Origin of the sequence: Haloarcula taiwanensis (assembly GCA_002844335.1) — an archaeon.
Taxonomy (GTDB): domain Archaea; phylum Halobacteriota; class Halobacteria; order Halobacteriales; family Haloarculaceae; genus Haloarcula; species Haloarcula taiwanensis.
In genome coordinates this window covers 337,185-358,637 of the sequence record CP019155.1, presented here as the reverse complement: position 1 = coordinate 358,637, position 21,453 = coordinate 337,185, and the positions used below count along the sequence as shown (strand labels likewise).

General features: G+C 58.5%; 20 protein-coding genes. 14 read left to right on the top strand and 6 right to left on the bottom strand.

What is annotated here, in order from left to right:
* Positions 1-72 precede the first annotated feature (72 nt).
* The 3 genes from BVU17_16760 to BVU17_16750 all read left to right on the top strand — a co-directional run bounded on the left by BVU17_16760 (position 73) and on the right by BVU17_16750 (position 3,305).
* Positions 73-1,029 (top strand): serine protease, encoded by a 957-nt coding sequence (locus tag BVU17_16760; GenBank protein ID AUG49227.1) that lies wholly within the window; start codon positions 73-75, stop codon positions 1,027-1,029.
* Positions 1,030-1,166: 137 nt separating this feature from the next.
* On the top strand, positions 1,167-2,366 hold the full coding sequence (locus BVU17_16755) for a hypothetical protein (GenBank protein ID AUG49226.1): 1,200 nt from the start codon (positions 1,167-1,169) through the stop codon (positions 2,364-2,366).
* 78 nt (positions 2,367-2,444) lie between these two features.
* Positions 2,445-3,305 (top strand): methylenetetrahydrofolate reductase, encoded by an 861-nt coding sequence (locus tag BVU17_16750; protein AUG49225.1) that lies wholly within the window; start codon positions 2,445-2,447, stop codon positions 3,303-3,305.
* A 296-nt stretch (positions 3,306-3,601) separates the two neighbouring features.
* Here the strand turns inward: BVU17_16750 and BVU17_16745 are convergent, their stop codons facing one another.
* Complete coding sequence (locus BVU17_16745; protein ID AUG49224.1) at positions 3,602-4,978, bottom strand: glycine cleavage system protein T; 1,377 nt, start codon at positions 4,976-4,978, stop codon at positions 3,602-3,604.
* A 209-nt stretch (positions 4,979-5,187) separates the two neighbouring features.
* The gene (locus tag BVU17_16740) at positions 5,188-5,685 is read right to left on the bottom strand and encodes a dihydrofolate reductase (GenBank protein ID AUG49223.1); all 498 of its coding nucleotides are present in this window, start codon (positions 5,683-5,685) and stop codon (positions 5,188-5,190) included.
* 245 nt (positions 5,686-5,930) lie between these two features.
* Between BVU17_16740 and BVU17_16735 the strand changes: the two genes are divergently transcribed.
* Positions 5,931-6,206, top strand: a complete 276-nt coding sequence (locus BVU17_16735) for a hypothetical protein (protein ID AUG49222.1) — start codon at positions 5,931-5,933, stop codon at positions 6,204-6,206.
* 173 nt (positions 6,207-6,379) lie between these two features.
* On the opposite strand, the gene BVU17_16730 is transcribed toward BVU17_16735, so the two are convergent.
* From BVU17_16730 to BVU17_16715, 4 genes are all read right to left on the bottom strand, one after another.
* Positions 6,380-7,033 carry a DNA-binding protein gene (locus tag BVU17_16730; protein ID AUG49221.1) on the bottom strand — a complete coding sequence of 218 codons (654 nt, stop codon included), beginning with the start codon at positions 7,031-7,033 and terminating at the stop codon, positions 6,380-6,382.
* Between the two features lie 621 nt (positions 7,034-7,654).
* The gene (locus BVU17_16725; GenBank protein AUG49220.1) at positions 7,655-8,755 is read right to left on the bottom strand and encodes a nitrilase; all 1,101 of its coding nucleotides are present in this window, start codon (positions 8,753-8,755) and stop codon (positions 7,655-7,657) included.
* 89 nt (positions 8,756-8,844) lie between these two features.
* The gene (locus tag BVU17_16720; protein ID AUG49219.1) at positions 8,845-10,083 is read right to left on the bottom strand and encodes an MFS transporter; all 1,239 of its coding nucleotides are present in this window, start codon (positions 10,081-10,083) and stop codon (positions 8,845-8,847) included.
* Between the two features lie 481 nt (positions 10,084-10,564).
* The gene (locus tag BVU17_16715; protein ID AUG49218.1) at positions 10,565-11,347 is read right to left on the bottom strand and encodes a transcriptional regulator; all 783 of its coding nucleotides are present in this window, start codon (positions 11,345-11,347) and stop codon (positions 10,565-10,567) included.
* 528 nt (positions 11,348-11,875) lie between these two features.
* Between BVU17_16715 and BVU17_16710 the strand changes: the two genes are divergently transcribed.
* Genes BVU17_16710 through BVU17_16665 form a run of 10 tightly spaced genes read left to right on the top strand, consistent with a single transcriptional unit; the run spans position 11,876 to position 21,297 of the window.
* Entirely contained in the window at positions 11,876-12,973 is a 1,098-nt protein-coding gene (locus BVU17_16710; protein AUG49370.1) for a sugar ABC transporter ATP-binding protein, read from the top strand.
* A 1-nt stretch (position 12,974) separates the two neighbouring features.
* On the top strand, positions 12,975-13,775 hold the full coding sequence (locus BVU17_16705; protein AUG49217.1) for a creatinine amidohydrolase: 801 nt from the start codon (positions 12,975-12,977) through the stop codon (positions 13,773-13,775).
* Positions 13,776-13,830: 55 nt separating this feature from the next.
* Positions 13,831-15,189, top strand: coding sequence for an ABC transporter substrate-binding protein (locus tag BVU17_16700; GenBank protein ID AUG49216.1), 1,359 nt, complete (start codon positions 13,831-13,833; stop codon positions 15,187-15,189).
* A 9-nt stretch (positions 15,190-15,198) separates the two neighbouring features.
* Positions 15,199-16,137: a sugar ABC transporter permease gene (locus tag BVU17_16695; GenBank protein ID AUG49215.1), complete on the top strand. Its 939-nt coding sequence runs from the start codon at positions 15,199-15,201 to the stop codon at positions 16,135-16,137.
* Positions 16,134-16,979, top strand: coding sequence for an ABC transporter permease (locus BVU17_16690; protein AUG49214.1), 846 nt, complete (start codon positions 16,134-16,136; stop codon positions 16,977-16,979). Before BVU17_16695 ends, BVU17_16690 begins: the two co-directional genes overlap by 4 nt.
* Before the next feature lie 40 nt (positions 16,980-17,019).
* A complete protein-coding gene (locus BVU17_16685) occupies positions 17,020-18,171 on the top strand; it encodes a hypothetical protein (GenBank protein ID AUG49213.1) in 1,152 nt (383 codons plus the stop codon).
* A 44-nt stretch (positions 18,172-18,215) separates the two neighbouring features.
* Positions 18,216-19,385, top strand: coding sequence for an N-acylamino acid racemase (locus tag BVU17_16680; GenBank protein ID AUG49212.1), 1,170 nt, complete (start codon positions 18,216-18,218; stop codon positions 19,383-19,385).
* Between the two features lie 49 nt (positions 19,386-19,434).
* Complete coding sequence (locus BVU17_16675) at positions 19,435-20,277, top strand: 3-oxoacyl-ACP reductase (GenBank protein AUG49211.1); 843 nt, start codon at positions 19,435-19,437, stop codon at positions 20,275-20,277.
* 5 nt (positions 20,278-20,282) lie between these two features.
* Positions 20,283-20,657, top strand: a complete 375-nt coding sequence (locus BVU17_16670; protein AUG49210.1) for a reactive intermediate/imine deaminase — start codon at positions 20,283-20,285, stop codon at positions 20,655-20,657.
* 1 nt (position 20,658) lies between these two features.
* On the top strand, positions 20,659-21,297 hold the full coding sequence (locus tag BVU17_16665) for a phosphoserine phosphatase (GenBank protein AUG49209.1): 639 nt from the start codon (positions 20,659-20,661) through the stop codon (positions 21,295-21,297).
* Positions 21,298-21,453: the final 156 nt, after the last annotated feature.

Below are 21,453 nucleotides of genomic sequence, written 5' to 3'. Positions count from 1 at the left end.
ACAGGACCGCGCTATCGGCCCGGTGCAGCGCCCACTCCCAGCGTTTTTGTCCGCGCACCGCCGGCCCTTGGTATGGACTACGCGCCCGTCACGCACACGACGACTGACCGACAGCTCGGACGATTGCCGTCAGGGCGAGACGTGTCTGTGACTGTCCACCGGTACGTCGGCGGTTCCGGACCGACTGTGTATATTCAGGCGGCGCAACACGGCATCGAACTCAACGGTCCAGCCGCGTTGCGACGGCTCCACGACCGCCTGACTGACGTGGCCATCGCTGGGAGGGTGCTTGTCGTCCCAGTGGTGAACCAGCTTGCGTTCGACCACCGGTCATACATGACCCCCGGTGAGTACGACGTGATGAACCCGAACCTGAACCGCGTGTGGCCGGGCGACGAGTGCGGGAGCTTACAGGAGCAGTTCGCCGCCCGACTGTGGGAACTCGTCAAAGGCGCCGACGCGGCAGTCGACCTCCACACAGGCACGGCAGATATGCTGGAACACGTCAGATGCCGGGCGGGCGACCCGGCCGCCGAGCGCCTCGCCGAAGCGTTCGGTACGTCCTACAGGCTCACCGACGTACCCGATGACACAGACGACGACAAGTCCGGAAGGACGTTCCGGGCTGCGACTGCAGCAGCCGGGATTCCAGTTATCACTGCAGAACTGTCGAACAGTCGTCGGATTGTACAGGACGCGGTTGCAGCGGGTGTCGACGGGATACAGAATCTTCTACGCGAGCGTGGCGTTCTCCCTGAAGAACCCGAGTCGAAACCGTCACAAACGGTACTCCGAAACGATGCGGAGCCGGTCACCGCGTCGGAATCGGGGCTGTTCGAATCCCGGCCAGACATCACCGTCGGCGACACTGTCGACGCCGGGGAGCGACTGGGAACTGTATACGAACCAGCCTCCTTCGAGCAACAACAGGTCGTTCCAGCGACAGAACGAGGAGTGATATTCTCGATTGCCAGGGAGTCCGTCGTCGTGAAGGGGGAGCGTCTCGCGGGTATCGCGATACCGGGATAACCGGCTCACCACGAGGGCGCACCGACGAGTTCTGTTTCAGAGATGTGGTGGTAGCCGTAGTTCTGTGGGAGTTTATAAATGGGTTCGGTATTCCACACCCATCTCTACACCATAACGTGTCATAGTCACTCAATGACATGGGACTCCACACCGCTTTCACGGCGCTCGCGGAGGTTATCGATGCGTACGAATCCCGCGGTCGGTCCATCAAGACCGTCGAAGCATCGCCTGCCGACATCGGTGGTGCAGTCCTCGATGTGACGGTGGCAATGCCGGTCTCGTTGCGTTCCGGTGGCGGCGCTGACGAGAGTCTCACGCCGGAGACTGCGAGGTTGACCGAGAGTGGTGACCTCGAGGTCACGTTCTCCCCACCGGCTGCCGAACTCCCGTCGACTTCCGGTGTCTCACTGTCGATATGCGACGCTTCGGCGACGGTCACCAACGATGGCCTGCTCCTGACGGTGCATCTAACAATCGACGCCACGGATGCACCAGAGGGGGCAGCCAGCGCCGACTGCGGGCCTGACCGGGCAGGCTCCAGCGACACAGCGACCACCACACCACGTTCGGCCGGGACCGTCGAGGGTGACGATGACCCGGTCGATGGGTCGGCCGTCTCGGCTGCAGAGTCTACCAGCGACGGAGAAAGCGGGTCACAGGAAAACTCACTGGCAGGCGACGCGTCTACGGCGGACGCGCAGTCGGGTCACGACACCGACTCTGAACCCGACCCATACGCCGCCGTCCGCGACGACTCCGTGCCACCGTACGAGGACACCGACTACCTGCAAGCACTGTACGACGGATGCGACAACTTCAGAGAAATCGCCGACAAAATACAGATGGACGTGTCCTCCGAGACAGTCCGACGGTACATGATAGAAGCGGATATCCACGTCCCGAACACGTACGACACCTCCAGTGACGACGAGGAAGACCCGTCGACCGAATCAGGTGCCTCGGACGAGGACGCGACTCAGTCCGGAGCTACGGATGAGGAAGAACAGGTCACTGTGGTCAAGCCTGTCTCGGCTGAGTCATCCGGTCCCGCCGACGAGTCAGTCGGAGAACTTCCCGACGAACAACTGGTCACCGACGGGATCGGACTCCCGGCTGAGGTCCAGTTGCGAGACGTCGCGGACGCGGTCGTCGAGTCAGACACGGTGTATGAGGTGCAGCGATGTCTGGGGCTTGACCGCAGCCAGGCCCGGGACCTGCTTGAGGAGCTCAATCTGTTAGACCTCGTCCTGTGCCGACTGGCAGACGAACCGGAGCATACTGTCTCCTACAGCAGAGTGGCGAGTCGAATCCGGCAGTGTGCGCCACATAGTGCGTGATGACCGCGGTTTCTTATAAATGGGTTCGATGCCCCACCCACAGAGAAAAGTACGGGTATGTGTTATATATGGCAACACATGGCCCTCGGAACTCACGCAGTCTCAAACAGTCAGGGTGTCCAGACGCTGCTGACGAGCGCCCGATTCGAACTGATGCCGTTCGAAAGCTTCGACGAGGAAATCACCCACCTTCCCGACGACGCGACCATCGCAATTACGACCTCGCCACAGCTCGGTATCGAGAAGACCGTCGAAAAGACGGAGCAAGCCGCTGCAATGGGGTACGATGTCGTGCCGCACGTCGCAGCCCGCTACGTGGAAGACCGGGCGCAACTCGAAGCAATAGCCGGGCGACTGGACCAGGCAGGCATCACGGACATTTTCGTCCCTGGCGGTGACCGCGAAGAACCGGCCGGCGAGTTCGAGTCGGCGCTCGACCTGCTCGAAGCGCTCGCGGACACCGAGTACGACTTCGAGGAGGTGGGCATCACGGGCTACCCCGAGGGGCACGACTTCATCGACGACGAGACGCTGGCGGAGTCGATGGCACGGAAAGCACCGTACGCAACGTACATCGTCACGCAACTCTGCTACGACCCGGATGCTGTGTTGGAGTGGGTCGAAGAGATCCGTGCTCGCGGTATCGAACTCCCGGTCGAAGTCGGCATCCCGGGGGTAATGAACTACCAGCGACTGATGCAGATCTCCCAGAAAGTCGGTGTCGGTGACTCGATCAAATTCCTCAGAAAGACCACAGGCATTCTCGGATTCGTCAAGCAACTGGTCGGTTCTCGCGGGACCTACGAACCAGACGAACTCATCGACGGCCTCGCGCCATACGTCGGAGACAACGACTACAACATCCGGGGCATCCACATCTACACTTTCAATCAGACGCCCGACACGGAGAAATGGCGGCACAAGCGTCTCGATTCCTGACCCCGACTGATTGCCCGGACTCGGACGGCCTCCCGACAACCACCTGTTTCCGACCGTATTGTAGTCTCTGACAGCGGATAGTGGTGTGTCCCGATAACCACACCGCAGTACAACGAGAGGCGACGTGGATATTCAGCAGACACATCTGTCCAGCGACAGCAAAGCAGGACTGAGTGACGTGTCAAAGCAGCGTAGCGCTACGACAGTTTCAGTGAGCACCGGGACGGCAGTCAAAGAATAAAATCGGCGGACGACAGCGAAGTGCGCTGGCTGCCGGGACAGGCGGAGTCCGGGAGTTAGTCGTCGCTTTCGGCTTCTTTGCGGGCGTTGAGCTTCGCCTGCTCACGGGCGCTGGGATTGACCGACTCCTTGAACGGCACCTTCGCGGCGGTGGCGAACACCGGTTCGCCGGGTTCCTCTGCGTACTCGTCTGGGAGATGAACCTGGAACTCTAAGTCCAGTTCCTCGTCGTAAATCTCGTCGTTGAGCGGCGTATCTGTGACTTCCTGAATCTTCTCGGCCGGGACGAACCCCATCCCGATGTTGGTTTCGAGGTCCGGGTTCCACCACGGGGACGTGAGGTAGCCACACTCCTCGCCCGTGTCCGGATCAGAGATAAGCCAGAAGTCGGGGGCGTAGTCGCGGATCGGCTCACCGGCAATCTTCAGGCCGATAAGCTTGTGCTGGAACGGGTAGTTACCGTTCTCGATCTGTTCTTTCTGCTCTTCGAGCACCTCTTTCCCGATGTAGTCAGCCTCCTTGTCGTCAGGGACGTGATAGCCCAGATTGACCTGGAACGGGGAGGTCTCGTGGTCGAGGTCCTGACCCCAGGACATGATACCGGCGGCAATCCGGCGGTGGTGTCCCGGCGCGATCTGGCGACCACCGTGGTCTTTGACGGACTCCATAACTGGGTCCCATACCTTCTCAGCGTCCTCGTGGGCGTTTCGGACGTAAATCTCGAACCCTTTCTCACCGGAGAAGCCGGTCTGGCTGATGAGCACGTCGGCCCCGTTGATTTCGCCGTCCATCAGGCCGTAGTACGGGACATCTTTGACCTCGTCGCCGACGACATCGACCATCACGTCAAGCGCTTTCGGACCCTGTATCTGCATCGGTGCGACGTCGATCTCGTCGATTTCGACGTCGAAATCGTTGTCGACGTTGACACCTTGGAGCCACTGCATCAGCGTCGAGTCCGAGATGGAGAACCAGAACTCGTCTTCCTCGGGACGCAGGAGGACGGGGTCGTTCAGGACGCCACCGTCCTCGTTACAGAGGATGACGTACTTCCCGTCCATGGCGTCCATACCTGTCACGTCGCGTGTGACGACGTAGTTCGTTAGCGCTTCGGCGTCAGGCCCTTTGACACGAATCTGGCGCTCTACGGCAACGTCCCAGAGGGTGACGGTGTTGGTCAGTGCGTCGTACTCCTTCATCACACCGCCATCTTCGGGTTCGATGAGGCCGCGCGGGTGATAGAGACGGTTGTAGACGGTTGCCCGCCAGGCACCCTCCTCATTGAATGACTTGTGGAAGAACGGAGACTTTCGAACGCGCGTCGACACTAACATCTCGATGTTGGGGTCACCAGTCTGGCGGAGGTTACGTGGGACGGTCCGGTCTGACTGGTCGACACTGGGATGGTTAGGATGTTCCTCGTTACCGGTCATGCCTCTGAAAGAAGATGTGAAATGCTAATAAAAGATACTGTTACTTGCTTCTGGGATTTATATACGGGGTAGAGTTGACTGGCAGCGACGATGCTCTGAGCCGTTGTTTTACACCTCCTGAGCACGAAACCGTATAATACGGCTGAGGCTGGAAAGTACGGGACGAAACGCCCGGCACAGCGCAGTCGTTGTGACTGCTCAGACAGAGATCATTCCGAGCAACTGCTTGTTCGAGTGTAGCTCACGATAGCGAACTCGCTGTGTGTCGTTCGGTCGGTCTCAGTCCAGCACGACCGGTCGACTGTCGGAAAGACGACATCGCCATCGAAAGGGGCTGATACTTCCGTCAGAACTAGCTCGTCAGCCCGTTGGAGAAACTGTTCGTACACTGTCGCCCCGCCGATGACGTACGTCGTAGATGCACCACTATCGGCCGCTGCTGACAACGCCGACGTCGTCGAGGTAACGGCCGTAACACTGTCCGGAAGGCGATTCGGTGTCGTAGTCAAGACGATGTTCAGTCGCTTCGGCAGCGGGCCACCAAGGTCACGCTGAATACTCTCGAAGGTTCGCCGCCCCATAATCACGGGATGACCGACTGTTGTCTGCTTGAAGTGTGCCAGGTCTTCGGGATACTGCCACGGAATGTCGCCGCCAGCGCCGATCACGCCGTTAGCTGCGACGGCAGCGATCAACGAGACTTTCATACATACCACTTTGTCGGGCTCCTAGGAATAAGTCCGTCCCGGTCGATGAGTGAGGTCACCGCTCGGAACTCACGCATCAGTTTCGCTGCCCGAGTTGGAGACACAGGTGCAAGAATTCTACCAGGTCTTGAGTATCGTACTTCCACCGTTTGTGACCAGTAAGATGCTGTCACAGCAGTGCTAGCCCGGACCGTGATAGCGCATCTCGCGCGCCACTTATGGGGGTCAGCCATATAAAGTGTTGCATGGATACGATTCACCTGTCGCCCGGACCCGCCGCTGCTCAGGCGTTTCGCCTGGGAATCGTTGCGAGCGCTGTCGGTGGGCTCGCCGGAATCGCGACCCTGTACTGGCTAGACGTTCTGACGCCGCTGTTTGCTGGATACGTGCTCGTTCTCCTGTTCCCCGTGTATCTCGTCTTCGCCGCGACAGCGTTGAGCGTGTGGTTGGGATACAACAAAGATGCGACAGCGTTACGGCCAGTCTATCGGCAAAAAGATTCGAGCAGGCAATCGAAGTAGCTTCTAACAGCTAAAGGGATCTAATATTCGCCAGATAGATGTCTTTTTGCTGTTTTTAGATAGAAACTGTCGGATTTACTTTCAGATGTGAGTCGATATGAACAGCAGAAGTTGCTACTGGCAAAGCCGCGGGAAGCCCTTTCCGAGCACCCACTGATCTCCGACTTTCGAACTCACTTCTCTCGGTCTATTAACGTCGCCGCAATGAGGTTCCGCATCCCACGGCGGAGTCTGCCGCTCATCGCTGTCGAGGATAGTCCGATTTCGTCGGCGACTTCGTTCAGCGAGATATCTCTGGGCTCTCCGAAATAGCCGTTTTCGTACGCAGTTGTCAGGGCGGTCCGCTGTTCGTCAGTCAGTCCGTACGACGACTCGCCTCCGGTGTCCGTGTTTCCGTATATTTCGATTATATCGAGTGAGATATCGTTCTCGTTTGCATATTCCCAGATCGTATTGAGCGCGTCGCGGTCCGGGAGCAGGAGTCGGACGAGCCACCCGTTGCCCTTCGTCTCTGTATGAACGAGAAAACCGTTGACATCGGTAACAACGGAGCTGATGAGTTTCGTTTCAGGAGTGTGTTCGATGTAGTATATACCAGTCTGGTCGGTCCAGTCGACAAGATCGTAACTCTGGACTGTCGGGTCGGCATCGAGCATCTCCTCGAGTCGTTCCCTGTCGTGATACTCGATAAGGAACGGAAACACAGTGGATCCCGGGTCGGTGTTCCCCTGTGTAATAACGCGGATGGTTATCTCTCCAAGGTTCTGTAAGGTCGGAACCAGCGCGAGGCGTTCGTGTTCGATGTGTATTTTGGTCGTTATCGACATTGTGTGGGACGGGACTGCTCTCGAGGCGTCAAAGATCAATACGAGCTGGACGGCTGAACAGCAGCATCGGTGAGTTACTGTGTATATGCTGGGTCTCTACGTCAATGTTTACATACACAGGTGCACACACGAGGGCAAAAATATAAATCTGACTGTACTCCGAGCGAGGACAGGCCGGGCTGAGTAGTGCGTTTTCACCGTTGAGAACGGACATGGAACCTGTCCTGGGAACAGACCGGACGGAAACTGGTCGAAAACTGTGTGGCACAGATTTACTCAATGCAGCGACAGCCGCTCTACTGACAATATGTATTAATAATCATGTTAAACCGTCCGTAATAAATGCCCGTGATTATCCACCAGGGGCCTTAGGATGTTGTGGCCAATATAGTATATTGAAATGAGCACCCAACAAAACAGGACAACAGAGAACAGCAAGTTCTCCACCGACGATTTCTATCTGCCGGCAGTCGCACTGCCACCGAACTTCGGGCGCATCGAGTCGGTCGTTTCCGACCTCTTTGATTTCCACGGTGTCGTGTTGATTCCGGACAGTTACAATAAGTAATTCCCCAACCCACCGGTTTGCATTCTATCCGAAAAAGAACCAGCTACGACTACTTAGTCTGCCAGTTCGTCGGCGACCGCTTCGACAACTCCGATGGGAACGTCGTACTCGTCGGCTACCGCTTGTGCCTGGGCTGCCGAGAGCGAACCGTCCCCAGCGACTGCCTCCGTGCCGGATTCCCGAGGCTGTGACGGCGTTAGCGTTTTATCACTGATGGACAAGCTGACTGCGTCCCATCGGGTGTAGTGACCCATCGCATCGAAGTATGCTTTCGTCGCCCGTCGTTCGTCGTCCCGGAACTCGGCAGTCAGAAGCCCCTCCTCACCGACCAGCGGGCCGGCTTTGACAATACCAGCCGGGTTGATAAGCATACTCCCGCCCGCAGCGACGTTGAATCCGAGTTCCTCCGCCGAGAACCCGTCCGGCACGGCGTCGCTCATGTACGCCGAACACGCGGCGACGAACGACTGGGTTTCGAAGGCATACTCACGCATGGCGGGATAGATATCACAGGTATCCACAGCGTCGCTCGTCTCCGCTCGGGTCTTGTCCCCCGGATGCCCGTGCTGTTCCCAGAAGCCGGGCCAGACGGCGGCGTGTATCTCCTCACCCATCGCGGTTAGCGCCGCCTTCGAGAGTGTCATGTGGTTCTCATAGCAGATGAGCCCACCGAGTCGGCCGACAGCTGTTTCGTACGTAGCCAGACACGACGGATCGCCACGGCCCCAGATGGCACGCTCCTCGTGGGTCGGCATGAGTTTCCGGTGGCGACCCACCAGCTCCCCGGTACTGTCGAAGTAAAACAGCGAATTGTAGAGCGTCTCGCTCCCCTGCCGGTCGCTGATTTCGTTCGTCCCCAGCACGAGCGTGAGGTCGGCTTCCGCGACGGTCTCACCGAGGATATCAATCGCCTCGTCGTCGACGTGGAGGCTATTCTTCTGGAGGTCCACCATCAGGTCAGTCCATCTGGGGATGGAAACACTGCCCCGCCAGTATGGATACCCTGGGAAGTACGTCTCCGGAAAAACGACGATGTCTGCACCGTCCCGACCCGCCTGCTCGATATACCGACACGTCTTGTCCAGCGTTCCAGCCTTATCATGGTAGACGGGCTCTACCTGTGCGGCCGCAAGTGTGAAAGACTCAGATGGCATTCGTCTGTGATGTGTCTTCCAGTGACAAATCAATTGAGCCGACAGCCCGGAACGCGGGCCGCGAACGGCGGAGTGCATCAAGTCGTAGCCTACTGGCGTCCGGGCTCCGGGGCCTGCCATGCAACGATGATACCGGCGACAGCGACCACGCCAGCCAGTAAAAACGCCGACGCAAATCCGGCTCTGTTCACCACGGCGCCGCCGGCAATCGGTGCAACGAACGCACCCGCGAGGCCGATACTCGTCTGGAATGCGACCGTCGTTGCAGCGACCCGCAGGTCAACGACCTCTCGGACGTACGTAAACGAGAGGCCAAGCGTCAGTTGGACCGCAAAGCCGATCAACAGAAGGACGGTGACAAGCAACGCCAGCGAGCGAAGCTGCGTGAACCCGAGGAGCAGCGGCGCAGCAAGGCCGAACGAGCACAGCACAACCGGTCGCCGCTTGCCATCGAAGACCCGATCCGATATGAGTCCACCGCTGATTCGAGAGAGCACCCCCACAGCGGGGAACACGGCAACAACGAGCCCACTCACGGCCAGCGAGAAGTTTAGTTCTTGCGTGAGATACGACGAGCCCCAGCTGTTCACAAACAGGTATAGCGCGTAACCGAGGAAGCCGAGAGCCCCGACGAGCCAGACACTCGGGCTCCGCAACACTGCCCCGAATTCTCGCAGAGACGGGGCATCACCCCGACTTCCGCCGTGCCCGCGACTCGCTGGCCAGAAGACGGCCAGGCCGGCGATTGCAGGGCCAATGAAGGCCAGAAGGACAGTCGGCCAGCCGAACCGCTGGGCGATGAGCGGCCCAGTTCCCTGTCCGAGTGCGAAGCCAACCGGGCCGCTGGCGGTGAAGATGCCGACTGCTGTCGCGCGGTGAGAGTCCTCGACAGTCCGGCTCACCATGTCGATACCGGCGTTCCAGACGACGACGTAGGCGGCTCCGCCCAGTGCACGGGATGCGAGGATTGACTCGTACTGGCCGCGCCGGCCGGCTCGCCATCCCCACAGCCCGGCGATGACCAACATGCCTACCGCAATGGCCATCGCGGTTCTCGAATCGGTCCGATCCAGTACAGCACCGGCAGGAAGGCTGACGACGACGGCGGTTCCGAACATGACTCCGACGAGGAGTCCAGCGGCTGTCGGTCCGACCCGCAGTGATTCCTGAATGAGCGGCGTGACGCTTGCAGGGACGATCTCGTATGCGGCCAATCCCATCGAAATCAGGCTCGCACCTGCCACAAGCCACCACGTCGAGTTGGCTGTTCGGACGGCTGTCTCAGCAGTGGGATCCGACATATCGGAGTCAGTCGCCTGTGGTGTCATGCTATCGGCAGAGCGCGTTTGGTCATCGCGGTGTAGTATCGGTATCGGAACTGGCAGTGAAAAAGTCGGGGCAATTCGAATAGCGAACAGTTAGCAGGCGATTCTCGGGCAACACGGGAAGACCTGCTCTGAAGGAGCAGTACCAACGAAGACTCACTATGTGCGGATGAGAGAACGGGCGTATTGAACTATACGACTTGAACTAATCGAGACAAGGCAGTGTTACCTAACGCGGCGGATTATGAGTCTACGGTCCGCATACCGCCAGCGTACACACGGTGGTAATTTATGTTATTTGCCCACATTTAGTTCGAGAGAGAAATATTATCTGGAGAAGTTTCGATTGGTTTTGGGGCGAACTCAGGAATTAAACCAGAGAAGGCATCTATTATGCCGGGTTTAGGAATAAAGTTGCCGCCGAGGGGGCATCGCTACCAAGTATTTGTTTGTATCACTGAACGAGGCAGTATTGTATTCCGGGCTATCTGTCTATCGTACTGTACTCGTAGTATTGACTTCGAACTTCGATCTCGTTTTTCGTATATCTGAGTATTTCCAGCAGGTTTGCCATATATCTGGACGTGAATCTATCTCTGGGACCAGTAATACCGAGGGACACCATAACATCCTGTTCGTCGTTGAATATTGGTACAGCGACACCTCGAACACCTCGGAGATGCTCCTCGTCGTCTATCGCATAGCCCTGGTCGCGGATTTGCTCAAGCGCCGCTTCAAGCTCTGACCGGGATGATAGCGTGTTATCAGTCCCCCTCGGAAGCCCATGTTCGGCAACGATTTCGTTTCGTTTGTCCACCGGAAGATGCGCCAGAATGGCTTTGCCCAGCGATGTCCAGTGCATCTCTGTGTGGTTCCCGATAGGGATTTCGTCGCCCGCAGCCTTTCCGCCAGAACTCCTGTAGAGGATGACCCGCTGGCCGTTCTCCTCGATGCCGGCACCAGCAATCTCACCCGTTTCTCTGCTGAGTTCTTCGACTTTATTACGGAGCAGCCGACCAATATCCAGCCGCTGCCGAACACTGCCACCGAGCTCCAGAAAGCGGAACGACCGACGATACTGCCCGGACTCCTTAACGACGTAATCGCGTTGAACTAATGTGTTGAGATGAATGAAGACAGTGCTCGTGGGGATATCGAGGTGAGACGCCAGATCGGAGAGACCGACCGGTTCAAGTTTTCCGAGAGCACCGAGGATGTCCAGCGTCGTCTCAACCGCGCTGATTGTTTTATTGTTCTGTGAAGGCATAGATGCGCTTTTTTCTGCAGAATAAAATAGGTTCCGCCGAGCGGCAAAATATTTCCAATGGTGTTGGAAGCCAGTACTGCACCCCGAAGCGATCCAGTCTAACAAGGGTACGGATGTTATTTTCTACAATTTCTCCCATTGCGAAGAATGGCAACATACCACACGACCACAACGGTTGTGATATCCAGCACCCGATTTCAAAGTTACAGGGTCTCTGGCGTTGGTTTATCACACCAGCCTGCTCCTGGCGAGCACAACAGGTAGTTTTCAATCTCATTGAAAGAGAGTGGCAGCGCTCCGAGGTCCCATTTGCTCCGACGGAGTAGCTCTCTACTCCGTGTTCCGCGTTACGGTACGAGGTCGCACTACCGAGTATCCATTTGCAGCATGACTCAAAACCGCTAGCTACGCAGTCATACCGGATAGTACTCCACAGTGCTCGCCAGGTTTCGATGTGATTGGTCTGCCTGCCCCTGCCGGTACTACCAACATTTATTAATGATGATTGCGATGCTTATGTTACTCGGTATGAGCGAAGTTACACTATCAAGCGTCAGCAAGGTATACGACGACGACGTCCTTGCAGTCGAGGATCTTTCTCTGACCGTGGAGGACGGGGAGTTTATCGTCGTTGTCGGGCCGTCCGGCTGTGGGAAGTCGACCACGCTTCGGATGATTGCGGGGCTCGAAACGGTCACCGATGGTGAGATTGCTATCGGCGGGGACGTAGTCAACGACGTTCGTCCACAGGACCGGAACATTGCGATGGTGTTCCAGAGTTACGCGCTGTACCCGCACATGACCGTGCGTGAGAACATGTCCTTCGGGCTACGACTGTCGGGTGAATACGATGATCAGATCGAACAGCGCGTGACCGAGGCCGCCGAACTGCTGGAAATATCGGACCTCATGAACGATTTACCGAAGCAACTCTCGGGTGGCCAGCAACAACGTGTCGCGCTCGGGCGGGCTATCGTCCGGGACCCGGAGGTGTTTCTGATGGACGAACCGCTGTCGAATCTCGACGCGAAGCTCCGGACCCAGATGCGCACCGAGATCCAGCGAATCCAGGAAGAGCTGGACGTGACGACGATTTACGTCACGCACGATCAGACGGAAGCGATGACGATGGCCGACCGGATCGTGATTCTCAATCAGGGTGAGCTCCAGCAGGTTGCGCCGCCGGAACGCTGCTACGATAAGCCCAACAACAAGTTTGTCGCGGGATTTATCGGCTCACCATCGATGAACTTCTTCGAAGTGAGTGTGACGAACAGCGGCGGGCGCGCGACGGTCCACTCAGGAGCTGTCGAATTCACAGTCGACGTCGACATTCCGGATGGGGAGTACACGCTGGGCGTCCGCCCCGAAGATTTCGTTGCCGAGGACGCCGGCACGTACATCGAGACAGCCGTCGACGTCGTAGAACCCATGGGGTCTGACAATTTCCTCTATCTGGAGACTGAAGGCGGGTCGAAAGAAGTCGTAGCCCGAGTCGATAGCGAATACCGCCCAGAACGCGGCGACGAAATCGCGTTAGGGTTTCATACAGAGGATATGCATCTGTTCGATTCCGATGGCGAACGAGTGGAACTGACTCAGCTTCAGCGGACAGAATCAATCTAATATGTTGTACGATACTATCGGCCGGAAACAGAGCGAGTGGGCCGGAATGACTGCGAGTCAGATCCGCAGAGTCGGTGAACAGTCGGGGTCTGTTCTCGTTATTCCCGTTGGCAGCGTCGAACAGCACGGGGATCACCTCCCGGTCGTCACCGACACACTTCTGGTCGAGGCGATGGTCGACACTGCCATCGAGCGTCTGGACGACGTTCCTGTCGTGATGACACCGCCAGTCTGGAGCGGGTTCTCACCACATCATCTATCGTTCGGTGGGACCCTGTCACTCGAGTTTGCGCACTTGCGGGCGACACTTGAGGATATCGCGCACGCCGGCATCCAGAACGGATTTGATGCGGTGCTGTTCGTCAACGGTCACGGCGGGAACAGTCCGCTCATCGATGCCGTCGTGAGTACCGTGGGCGTCGATACTGATGCGGAAGTGCTCGGGACGACGTACTTCCATCTGGCATCAGAGAGAATCGAGGAACTCCGGACGACCGAGACGGGGGGAATGGCCCACGGCGGTGAGTTCGAGACATCCCTCATGCTTGCGCTCCGACCAGACCTCGTGGGCGACCCGGAGGTCCGCGACGGTATGCCGCTGGACGAACACTACAGATGGGGCGGACAAGACCTGCTCGACGGGGGTACCGTCGCCGTCTATCGGTCGTTCGACGAGTATTCCACATCCGGAGCCATCGGGACGCCGAAGCAGGCGAGCGCGGAAACAGGCGAACGAATCCGCTCAGTTATCGGCGAGGAACTCGCGGCCCTCATGACGGCGATTCACGAACACAATGCGTAACCAATGATGGACACAACACAAAGAATTATGTACATGGAAATAGGTGACATTAATGATGCAGCCCGATAACAACGACAGGTCTGTCGAGGACAGTATCGACCGTCGACGACTTCTTCAAGCACTCGGCGCAGGCGGTGCCATCGCCATCGCGGGGTGTAGCGGTGACGGTGGGAGCGGCGGTGACAGCGGTGATGGTGACAGTGGAAGCGGTGGTGACGGCAGCGGCGGCAGCACGCAGAGCGTGCAGTTCCTCACGATGGGCGTCGGAGACAACATCAAGCAGTTCTTCGAGGAGAACAACACGGCCTTCGAGGACGAGCATGACGTCGACGTGGAATTTACAAGCGTTACGTGGGACAACGCGCGGCAAACCGTGAACAACCGTGTCGACGGCGGCGAAGCGCCCGATGTCAGTCGCTGGCCGGCGCGCTGGATCCCACAGCTCGTGGGGAAAGACGCGCTCGAACCGCTTGACGACATGATGGACGGGGAGTTCGGTGAGCAGTTCTACGACGGCGTGGCCGAAGGGACGATGTACAACGGCTCCCACTACGGCGTGCCGTGGGCCGCCTCGAACAAGTGCCTGTACTACAACAAAGACGTCTTCGAGACGGCTGGGCTCGACCCCGAAGACCCGTCGCTCGATTCGTGGCAGGATATGCTGGATGCCGCAACGCAGATTCGCGACAGTGATGCGAGCGTCCCAGCACTGGGCCTTGCGGGGGCGGACGCAATCGAAACTGGGTCGCAGTACTACCACTACCACTGGTCACACGGCGCCGACCTCGTGAACGACGACGGAATGCCCGTCGTAAACTCAAGCGGCGCTGTCGACGCCCTCTCGTTGTACACCGACCTCCACCTCGAACACGGCGTCACTCAGTCGTCACCGCTTTCCTCGACTCGGCAGGACATCCGGCAACTGTTCGAAAACGGGGACCTCGGGATGGTTATCGGGCACGTGTACACGGGACTCAACATCACCTCCGCGAAAGAAAACGGTGATGTCGACTTCGACTACGGTATCGTGCAGGTGCCGCGTGGCCCAGAGGGCCGGTACAGCCTGTTCACTATCGACACGCTCGCCGTCCTGAGTCAGAGCGAGCACAAGGACCTCGCCCGGGACCTGATTCGGTTCTATTTCGACGAGGAGCGGCGGTTCCAGTACTCGAAGCAGAAAGGGTTCCTTCCCGTCGTTGAGGCCGTTGGCGAGCGCTCGTACTTCTCAGAGTCGAAGAACTGGGGACCGTTCGTCGAGGCGGGGCAGTACGCCCGCGCCCGACCGAAGCTCGGTAATTTCAGCGAGTTCAACGACCGGATGGTCCAGGCCATTCAGGAAGCACTGGCGGATCGGAAGTCACCGCAAAAGGCGCTCAACGATGCCCAGAGTGATCTCGAAGATGCTATGGAGTGACAGACAGGGATGAGTCTGGCAGAGGAATACACCGAGGCGTCCGATGACTCACGGCTCGAACGAGGGTTGGCGTACGTTCAGCGCAACAGCCGCGCGTACCTCCTCATCGCTCCCGCAGCGGTGTTCCTGCTAGCCGTCGTGGGGTACCCGATTATCGAGACGTTTCGGCTATCGCTGTACCAGTCGCCGGCTGACTCGAACATTGAGACGTTCGTCGGGCTCCAGCACTACGTCGAAATATTCAACAGCGATATCTTCTACCGCCTGCTCTGGCAGACCGGGCGCTGGGTCGTCGTCGGCGTCGCGGGCAAGACACTGCTGGGACTGCTTATCGCCGTTCACCTCAAGGGCGACATTCGCGGTCGGAAGTTCTTCCGAACGGCGTTTCTCATTCCGTGGGGCATTCCCTATGCGATCTCTGCCGTGGTGTTCCGGTGGATAGAGCACCCGCAGTTTGGCTACCTCAACGCGATCTTGCTGAAACTCGGCGTCGTCGAACAGGGTATCGGTATCCTCGGGAACCCGAGCATCGCGTGGCTCGGCGTCGTCGTGGCTGATATCTGGATCGGGACGCCGTTTATGGCGATTATTTTCCTCGCGGGGCTGCAGTCGATACCGCAGGAGCTGTACGAGGCAGCCGCCATCGACGGGGCCGAGAAGTGGCATCAGTTCCGGTATATCACGCTCCCACAGCTGAAAAGCGTCGTCCTGATTGCCACGCTGCTGTCGACGATATGGACGTTCGTCAGTTTCGACGTCATCTGGACGATGACCGGCGGGGGCCCGATCAGTTCGACGGCGACGCTCGTCATCCACATTTATCAGGTAGGCCTCCAGAACGGGAACCTCGGTCGCGGAGCCGCTTACAGTGTCATCGGATTTCTGTTCCTGTTCGTCTTCGCCATTATCTACCTGCGCATCTACACGCGCGGAGGTGACGAGCTATGACGATGGCAGGCCACGACCGGAGCAGTCTCCGCAAAGTCCGGCTGTACGGCGTGTTGATCGGACTGCTCGGACTCATGATGTTGCCGTTCTACGCGATGTTCTCGAGTACGCTCAAGCCGGAGTCAGAGATATTCGCTGCGCCAGCGACGCTGGTCCCCAGCGATCCCAGCTTCCAGGCCTATCTGCAGGTCTGGACACAGACCGACGTGTTGCTCTGGGTCGGGAATAGCTTCATCATCTCCGTGGGGACGGTCGTGCTGACGCTTCTGCTGGCGATACCGGCCGCGTACTCGTGTGCCCGGAACGACTTCGTCGGGAAGCGAACCTTCCTCCTCTCCGTGCTGGTCGTGCAGATGTTCGCACCGGTCGTGTTGATCGTCGGCCTCTTCGACGTTATTACCCAGATGGGGCTGTTCAACACCTATCTCGCTGTAATCGTCCCGGCAGCGGCATTCACGCTACCGTTCAACGTCTGGATGCTGTACGGGTATTTCAAGACGATACCCGTCGCGCTCGAAGAATCTGCGCGTATCGACGGCGCGAGCCAGGTACAAATCCTGACGAAGATTGTGCTCCCGCTCACGAAGCCGGCGCTGGTCGCCAGTGTCACCTACACCTTCCTCTATGCGTGGAATCGGCTACTGTTCGTGCTCACCTTCCTCACTGACAGCGCGAAGTACAACATCCCACGTGGGGTCTTCTCCATGGTCGGGGCGCTGCAGACCGACTGGCGGATGATGCTCACTGTGTCTGTCATCGGCATTATCCCGCTCTTGATTCTGTTCGCCTTCCTGGAGGAGTATATCGTGGCTGGCATGACGGCTGGCGCGGTCAAGGAGTAACCGCCTCTACTTTTATTATCGCCGCGATAGTTGTCCGTGTATGGAATTTGCGATGTGGGCCTACCCGTGGGACCTTCTGGACGAAGGGCCAGCCGAAGTGGAAACACGACTGCGCGGCGTCGGCATTGACGAACTGAACCTCGCCACGAACTATCACACGGTGCAGGCGTTTACGCCGCACAGTCCGGAGCGGCGGACGCTGTTTGCCCGGGCGAGTTCGTATTTCGAGCCCGGCTCAGAGTACGAGAACCTCGAACCGGTTCCGTACGAAGGGATGGACGGAGACTGGGTTGCGGACATCGCCGCCGGTTTGTCTGACCTGACGCTCAATTCCTGGACAGTCGGCTGCCACAACTCCCGGCTCGGGATGGCCAACCCCGAATACACGCTGGAATCTGCACACGGTGACGACCTGATCTTCGGCCTGTGTCCCTCCCAGCCCGCGGTCCAGACGTATCTCTCGGCGCTGGTTTCGGATCTGGCGTCCCGCGATGAGTTCGCTCGTATCGAACTGGAAACGTTCGATTACTTCTACGGAACGGGTTTCGGCTGGCATCACCAGAAGATCCACGCGCAACTGGGCACACTCGGCGAGTTCCTGCTTGGGTTGTGTTTCTGTCCACAGTGTCAGGAGAATGCGACGGCCGAGGGCGTCGATACTGAACGAGCGCGCGAGACGGTAGCCGACGCGCTGGACGATATCGTCGCCGGCGACGTGTCACACGAGCATCCACCGGAGGAGTGGCTCGCGGACCACAGCACCGTCGCCGCGTACGTCGATCTCCGCGAACGGACGCTGGCATCGCTGTACACCACGCTGGCTGACGCCGCGGGAACGACACCGCTTGGCTACTACGTCGGCGCACCGGAACCCGGCCGCGAGTGGATCGTCGGGGCCGACCTGCAAGCGCTCTCGAACCACGTCGATTACTACTGTCTGCCGGCCTACGAATCCACAGCTGACGCAGTCATAGAGGCGTACAACGCCGTTGAGACAGTAATCGATGACGTGCCACTCCACGTCGGTCTCCTGCCGGGCCACCCGGCCATCGACGACGAGGATACCGTGGTCGATATCGTGGAGACCCTCGACTCGACGGGAGTGCCGCGGCTCTCGTTCTATAACTACGGACTGCTTCCGGAGCAGTCACTGGAGTGGGTCGGAACCGCTGTCGAGGCGGCGCGCGGATAGGGGCAAGCGGTACTTTGATATCGGTTCCCGAACGACTGGAGTGCATGGAGATAACCGGCGTGTCAGCGGTCACTGTAGATGTACCGTTGGCCGACTTGGATGAGCATCTCGGAATCGGGCCGTACGTGACAAATCACGGGAGACTACACTCGATGGAGCGCGTCCTCGTCCGTGTCGACACGAACGAAGGGATTAGCGGCTGGGGTGAAATGCGTGTCTTCCTGTCACCGGCGGCCACCGAGTCGATTATCGAAGACGGCGTCGGACCGATGATTGAGGGCCAGTCGCCGTTCGAGATCGAGCGACTCCGTCGACAGGTGTTCGTCGAGTACACGAACGTGGATATGTTCTTTGCGGCGGTCGAAACAGCCTGCTGGGACATTGTCGGCAAAGCCCTCGATAGACCGGTGTATGAACTGCTCGGGGGGTGGACAGCACCGACACAGGGTACTCAGCAACACCGGCAGAGCGTCGACGGCAACAGTCCTGCACCCGCTGACGTCCCCGTCGCGTTCTGCCTCGGCATCCTCTCGCCCGAGGAGTCCCGTATCAAAGCACGAGAAGCGCTCGAAGCTGGCTTCACGGTTCTCAAAACAAAGGCGGGGCGGGACTGGCGACAGGATGTCGAGCGAATCAAAGCGATGCATGACGAAGTCAACGGGCAACTGGAGTTCCGACTCGACCCGAATCAGGGCTGGACGCTCGACCAGGCAGTTCGAGTCGGCGCGATGCTTGAGGATACGGGAATCTACCTGCAGTACATGGAACAACCGATTCGGGTCGATGCACACACGTCACTAGCTCGGCTCCGGCAACGACTCCGCCAGCCGATCGCGCCGAACGAGGACACCTATATCTCGCATAATCTGCAGTCGCTCGTGGAGACTGGCGCGATGGATGTCGGCGTTATCGACCTGACTCCGGCTGGCGGTATCAGCGGGATTCGACAACAGGCAGCAATCCTCGAAGACGCTGGAGTCCCCTTCACGCACCACTGTGCGTTCGACCTGGGGATTCGGACTGCGGCGATCCTTCACGCGTTCACCGGTATCCCGGGCTTTTCACTGCCCCCGGATTCGACGTATTACGGCTGGGAGGCAGATGTCATCAAGGCTCCGTTCAGCGTCAGCGATGGCTGCCTCCCAGCCCCGGATGGTCCTGGCCTCGGTATCACTGTGGATATGGCCGCCGTCGAGGAGTATCGAATTACATGAGCGGACAAGAGCAACATTCAAGAGGACAGGTTACGTGGGGGTTCATGTCATGGTAGAGTTATCACTAGCGGACCGACCGGCCATTGTGACCGGCGCGTCGCGGGGTATCGGGCGCGAGATTGCGGCTCGATTCGCCGAAGCGGGTGGCAATGTCGTCGTCTGCTCGCGCACCTACGAGGACGTTGAAACGGTTGCAACGGACCTCACCGACACACACGAGGGCCGCGTTGTTCCGGTCGAGTGTGACGTCACAGACCGGGGGGCAGTGCGGGACCTCGTCGACACGACCATCGAGGAATTCGGGGACGTTCGCGTTCTTGTGAACAACGCTGGCGGCGCAGACGAGTCCGCCAATCTGTTGCACCGGTGTGACGAGGAGACCTTCGAGTCGATGGTCGACCTGAACCTGAAGAGCCAGTTCATCCTGAGCAAAGCGGTACTGCCGGCGATGGTCGCCGCTGGCGGCGGGTCGATAATCCACATGGGCTCGGTCAACGGCCTGTTCGGTATCGGGCTCTCGGGCTACTCAGAGGCGAAAAGCGGACTGCTGGCGCTTTCCCGAAACATCGCCGCCCATTACGGCCAGCACGGGGTCCGCTCGAACGTTATTTCAGCGGCGACCATCGAAACGGCGAACAGGCGGGCAGAGATGGCAAACACAGAGGAACGGACCGGAGAGACGAGCGCACGGGAGCGCTGGCTCGACCAGTATCCGCTCGGTCGGTTCGGCACACCGAGGGAGGTCGCTGATGCGAGCCTGTTCCTCGCCTCCGAGATGTCGAGTTTCGTTACCGGTGAGAATCTGGTGCTTGACGGCGGATTGACGACGAGCCTGCCGACATCATTCATAAATGAGATCTACGACGCGGACGACCAGCCGACAGCTAAGTAACAGCCATGGAAGAACTAACAACTGACGACGCACCCGAGAGTATCGGCCCGTATTCACAGGGAATCGCTAGCGGCGACCGCATTTACGTTTCCGGACAGGGCCCAGTCGACCCGGACACTGGCGAGGTAATCCAGGGCACGCCCGGCGAACAGACACGACGCACACTCCAGAACGTCGCGGCGGTGCTACAGGCCGGTGGCGCGTCGCTCGACGATGTCGTGAAAGCGACGGTATTCGTGAAGGATATGCGGTACTACGACGAGGTGAACGAGGTGTACGGTGAGCTCATGTCACCACCCTATCCCGCTCGCAGTGCCGTGGAGGTCGTTAAATTGCCAGTGGATATCGACGTCGAAATAGAGGTTATTGCAGAACGGTAGTATGTCGCATCTGGTAGTGTTTGACCTCGATGGGACGCTCACTCGGCAGCGCGGTGGGTTCGAGCTATTACACACCCTCTATGGAACGACATCCGAGGCCGAGACGCTGATGGACCGGTTCGAGGCCGGAGAGATTACGTTTGCAGAGTGGTGTCGAGGAGCGGTCGATGTGTGGCGTGCGAACGATGTCACCAGGTCGGACATCGAGCGCGCGACCCGGGCAGTCAAGCCGAAAGCGGGTGCTGTCGACCTCCTCAAACACCTCCAGCAAACGGATTTCGGGTTTGGAATCCTCAGTGCTGGCGTCGCAAACCTTGCGACACGGTTCGAACCATATGACCCGGCGTTTATTCGTGGAAACTGGCTTCGATTCGAGGATAACCGGATTTCGGGTATCGACGTCGGTGTCGGACCCACTCAGAAAGGAGAATTATTGAGAGAGATTCGAACCAAGCAAAAACCCACGTCGATCACCTATATCGGCGATTCCCACACCGATACTGAGGCATTCGTCGAGGCAGATACCGCGGTGTTGTTCGACCCCGACGAACGCGTTCCCGAAACAGCAATCGACGCAGCGGATACAGTCATCGAAGACTCGGATATGAATACGGCACAGAGGCATATTCCTAGCGCGTAGGCTTATACCCTCCTGTGAGAGGTGTTTATCTTCAAATATGCATATTCTGGATTTGATTTTACAATATTTGATTCTACAGCTGCAGTATGCCGTTCCATAGGGCATAGTACACAGCCAGAGCCTCATTCAAAAGAACAAATCGGGTTCGGCGTAAAA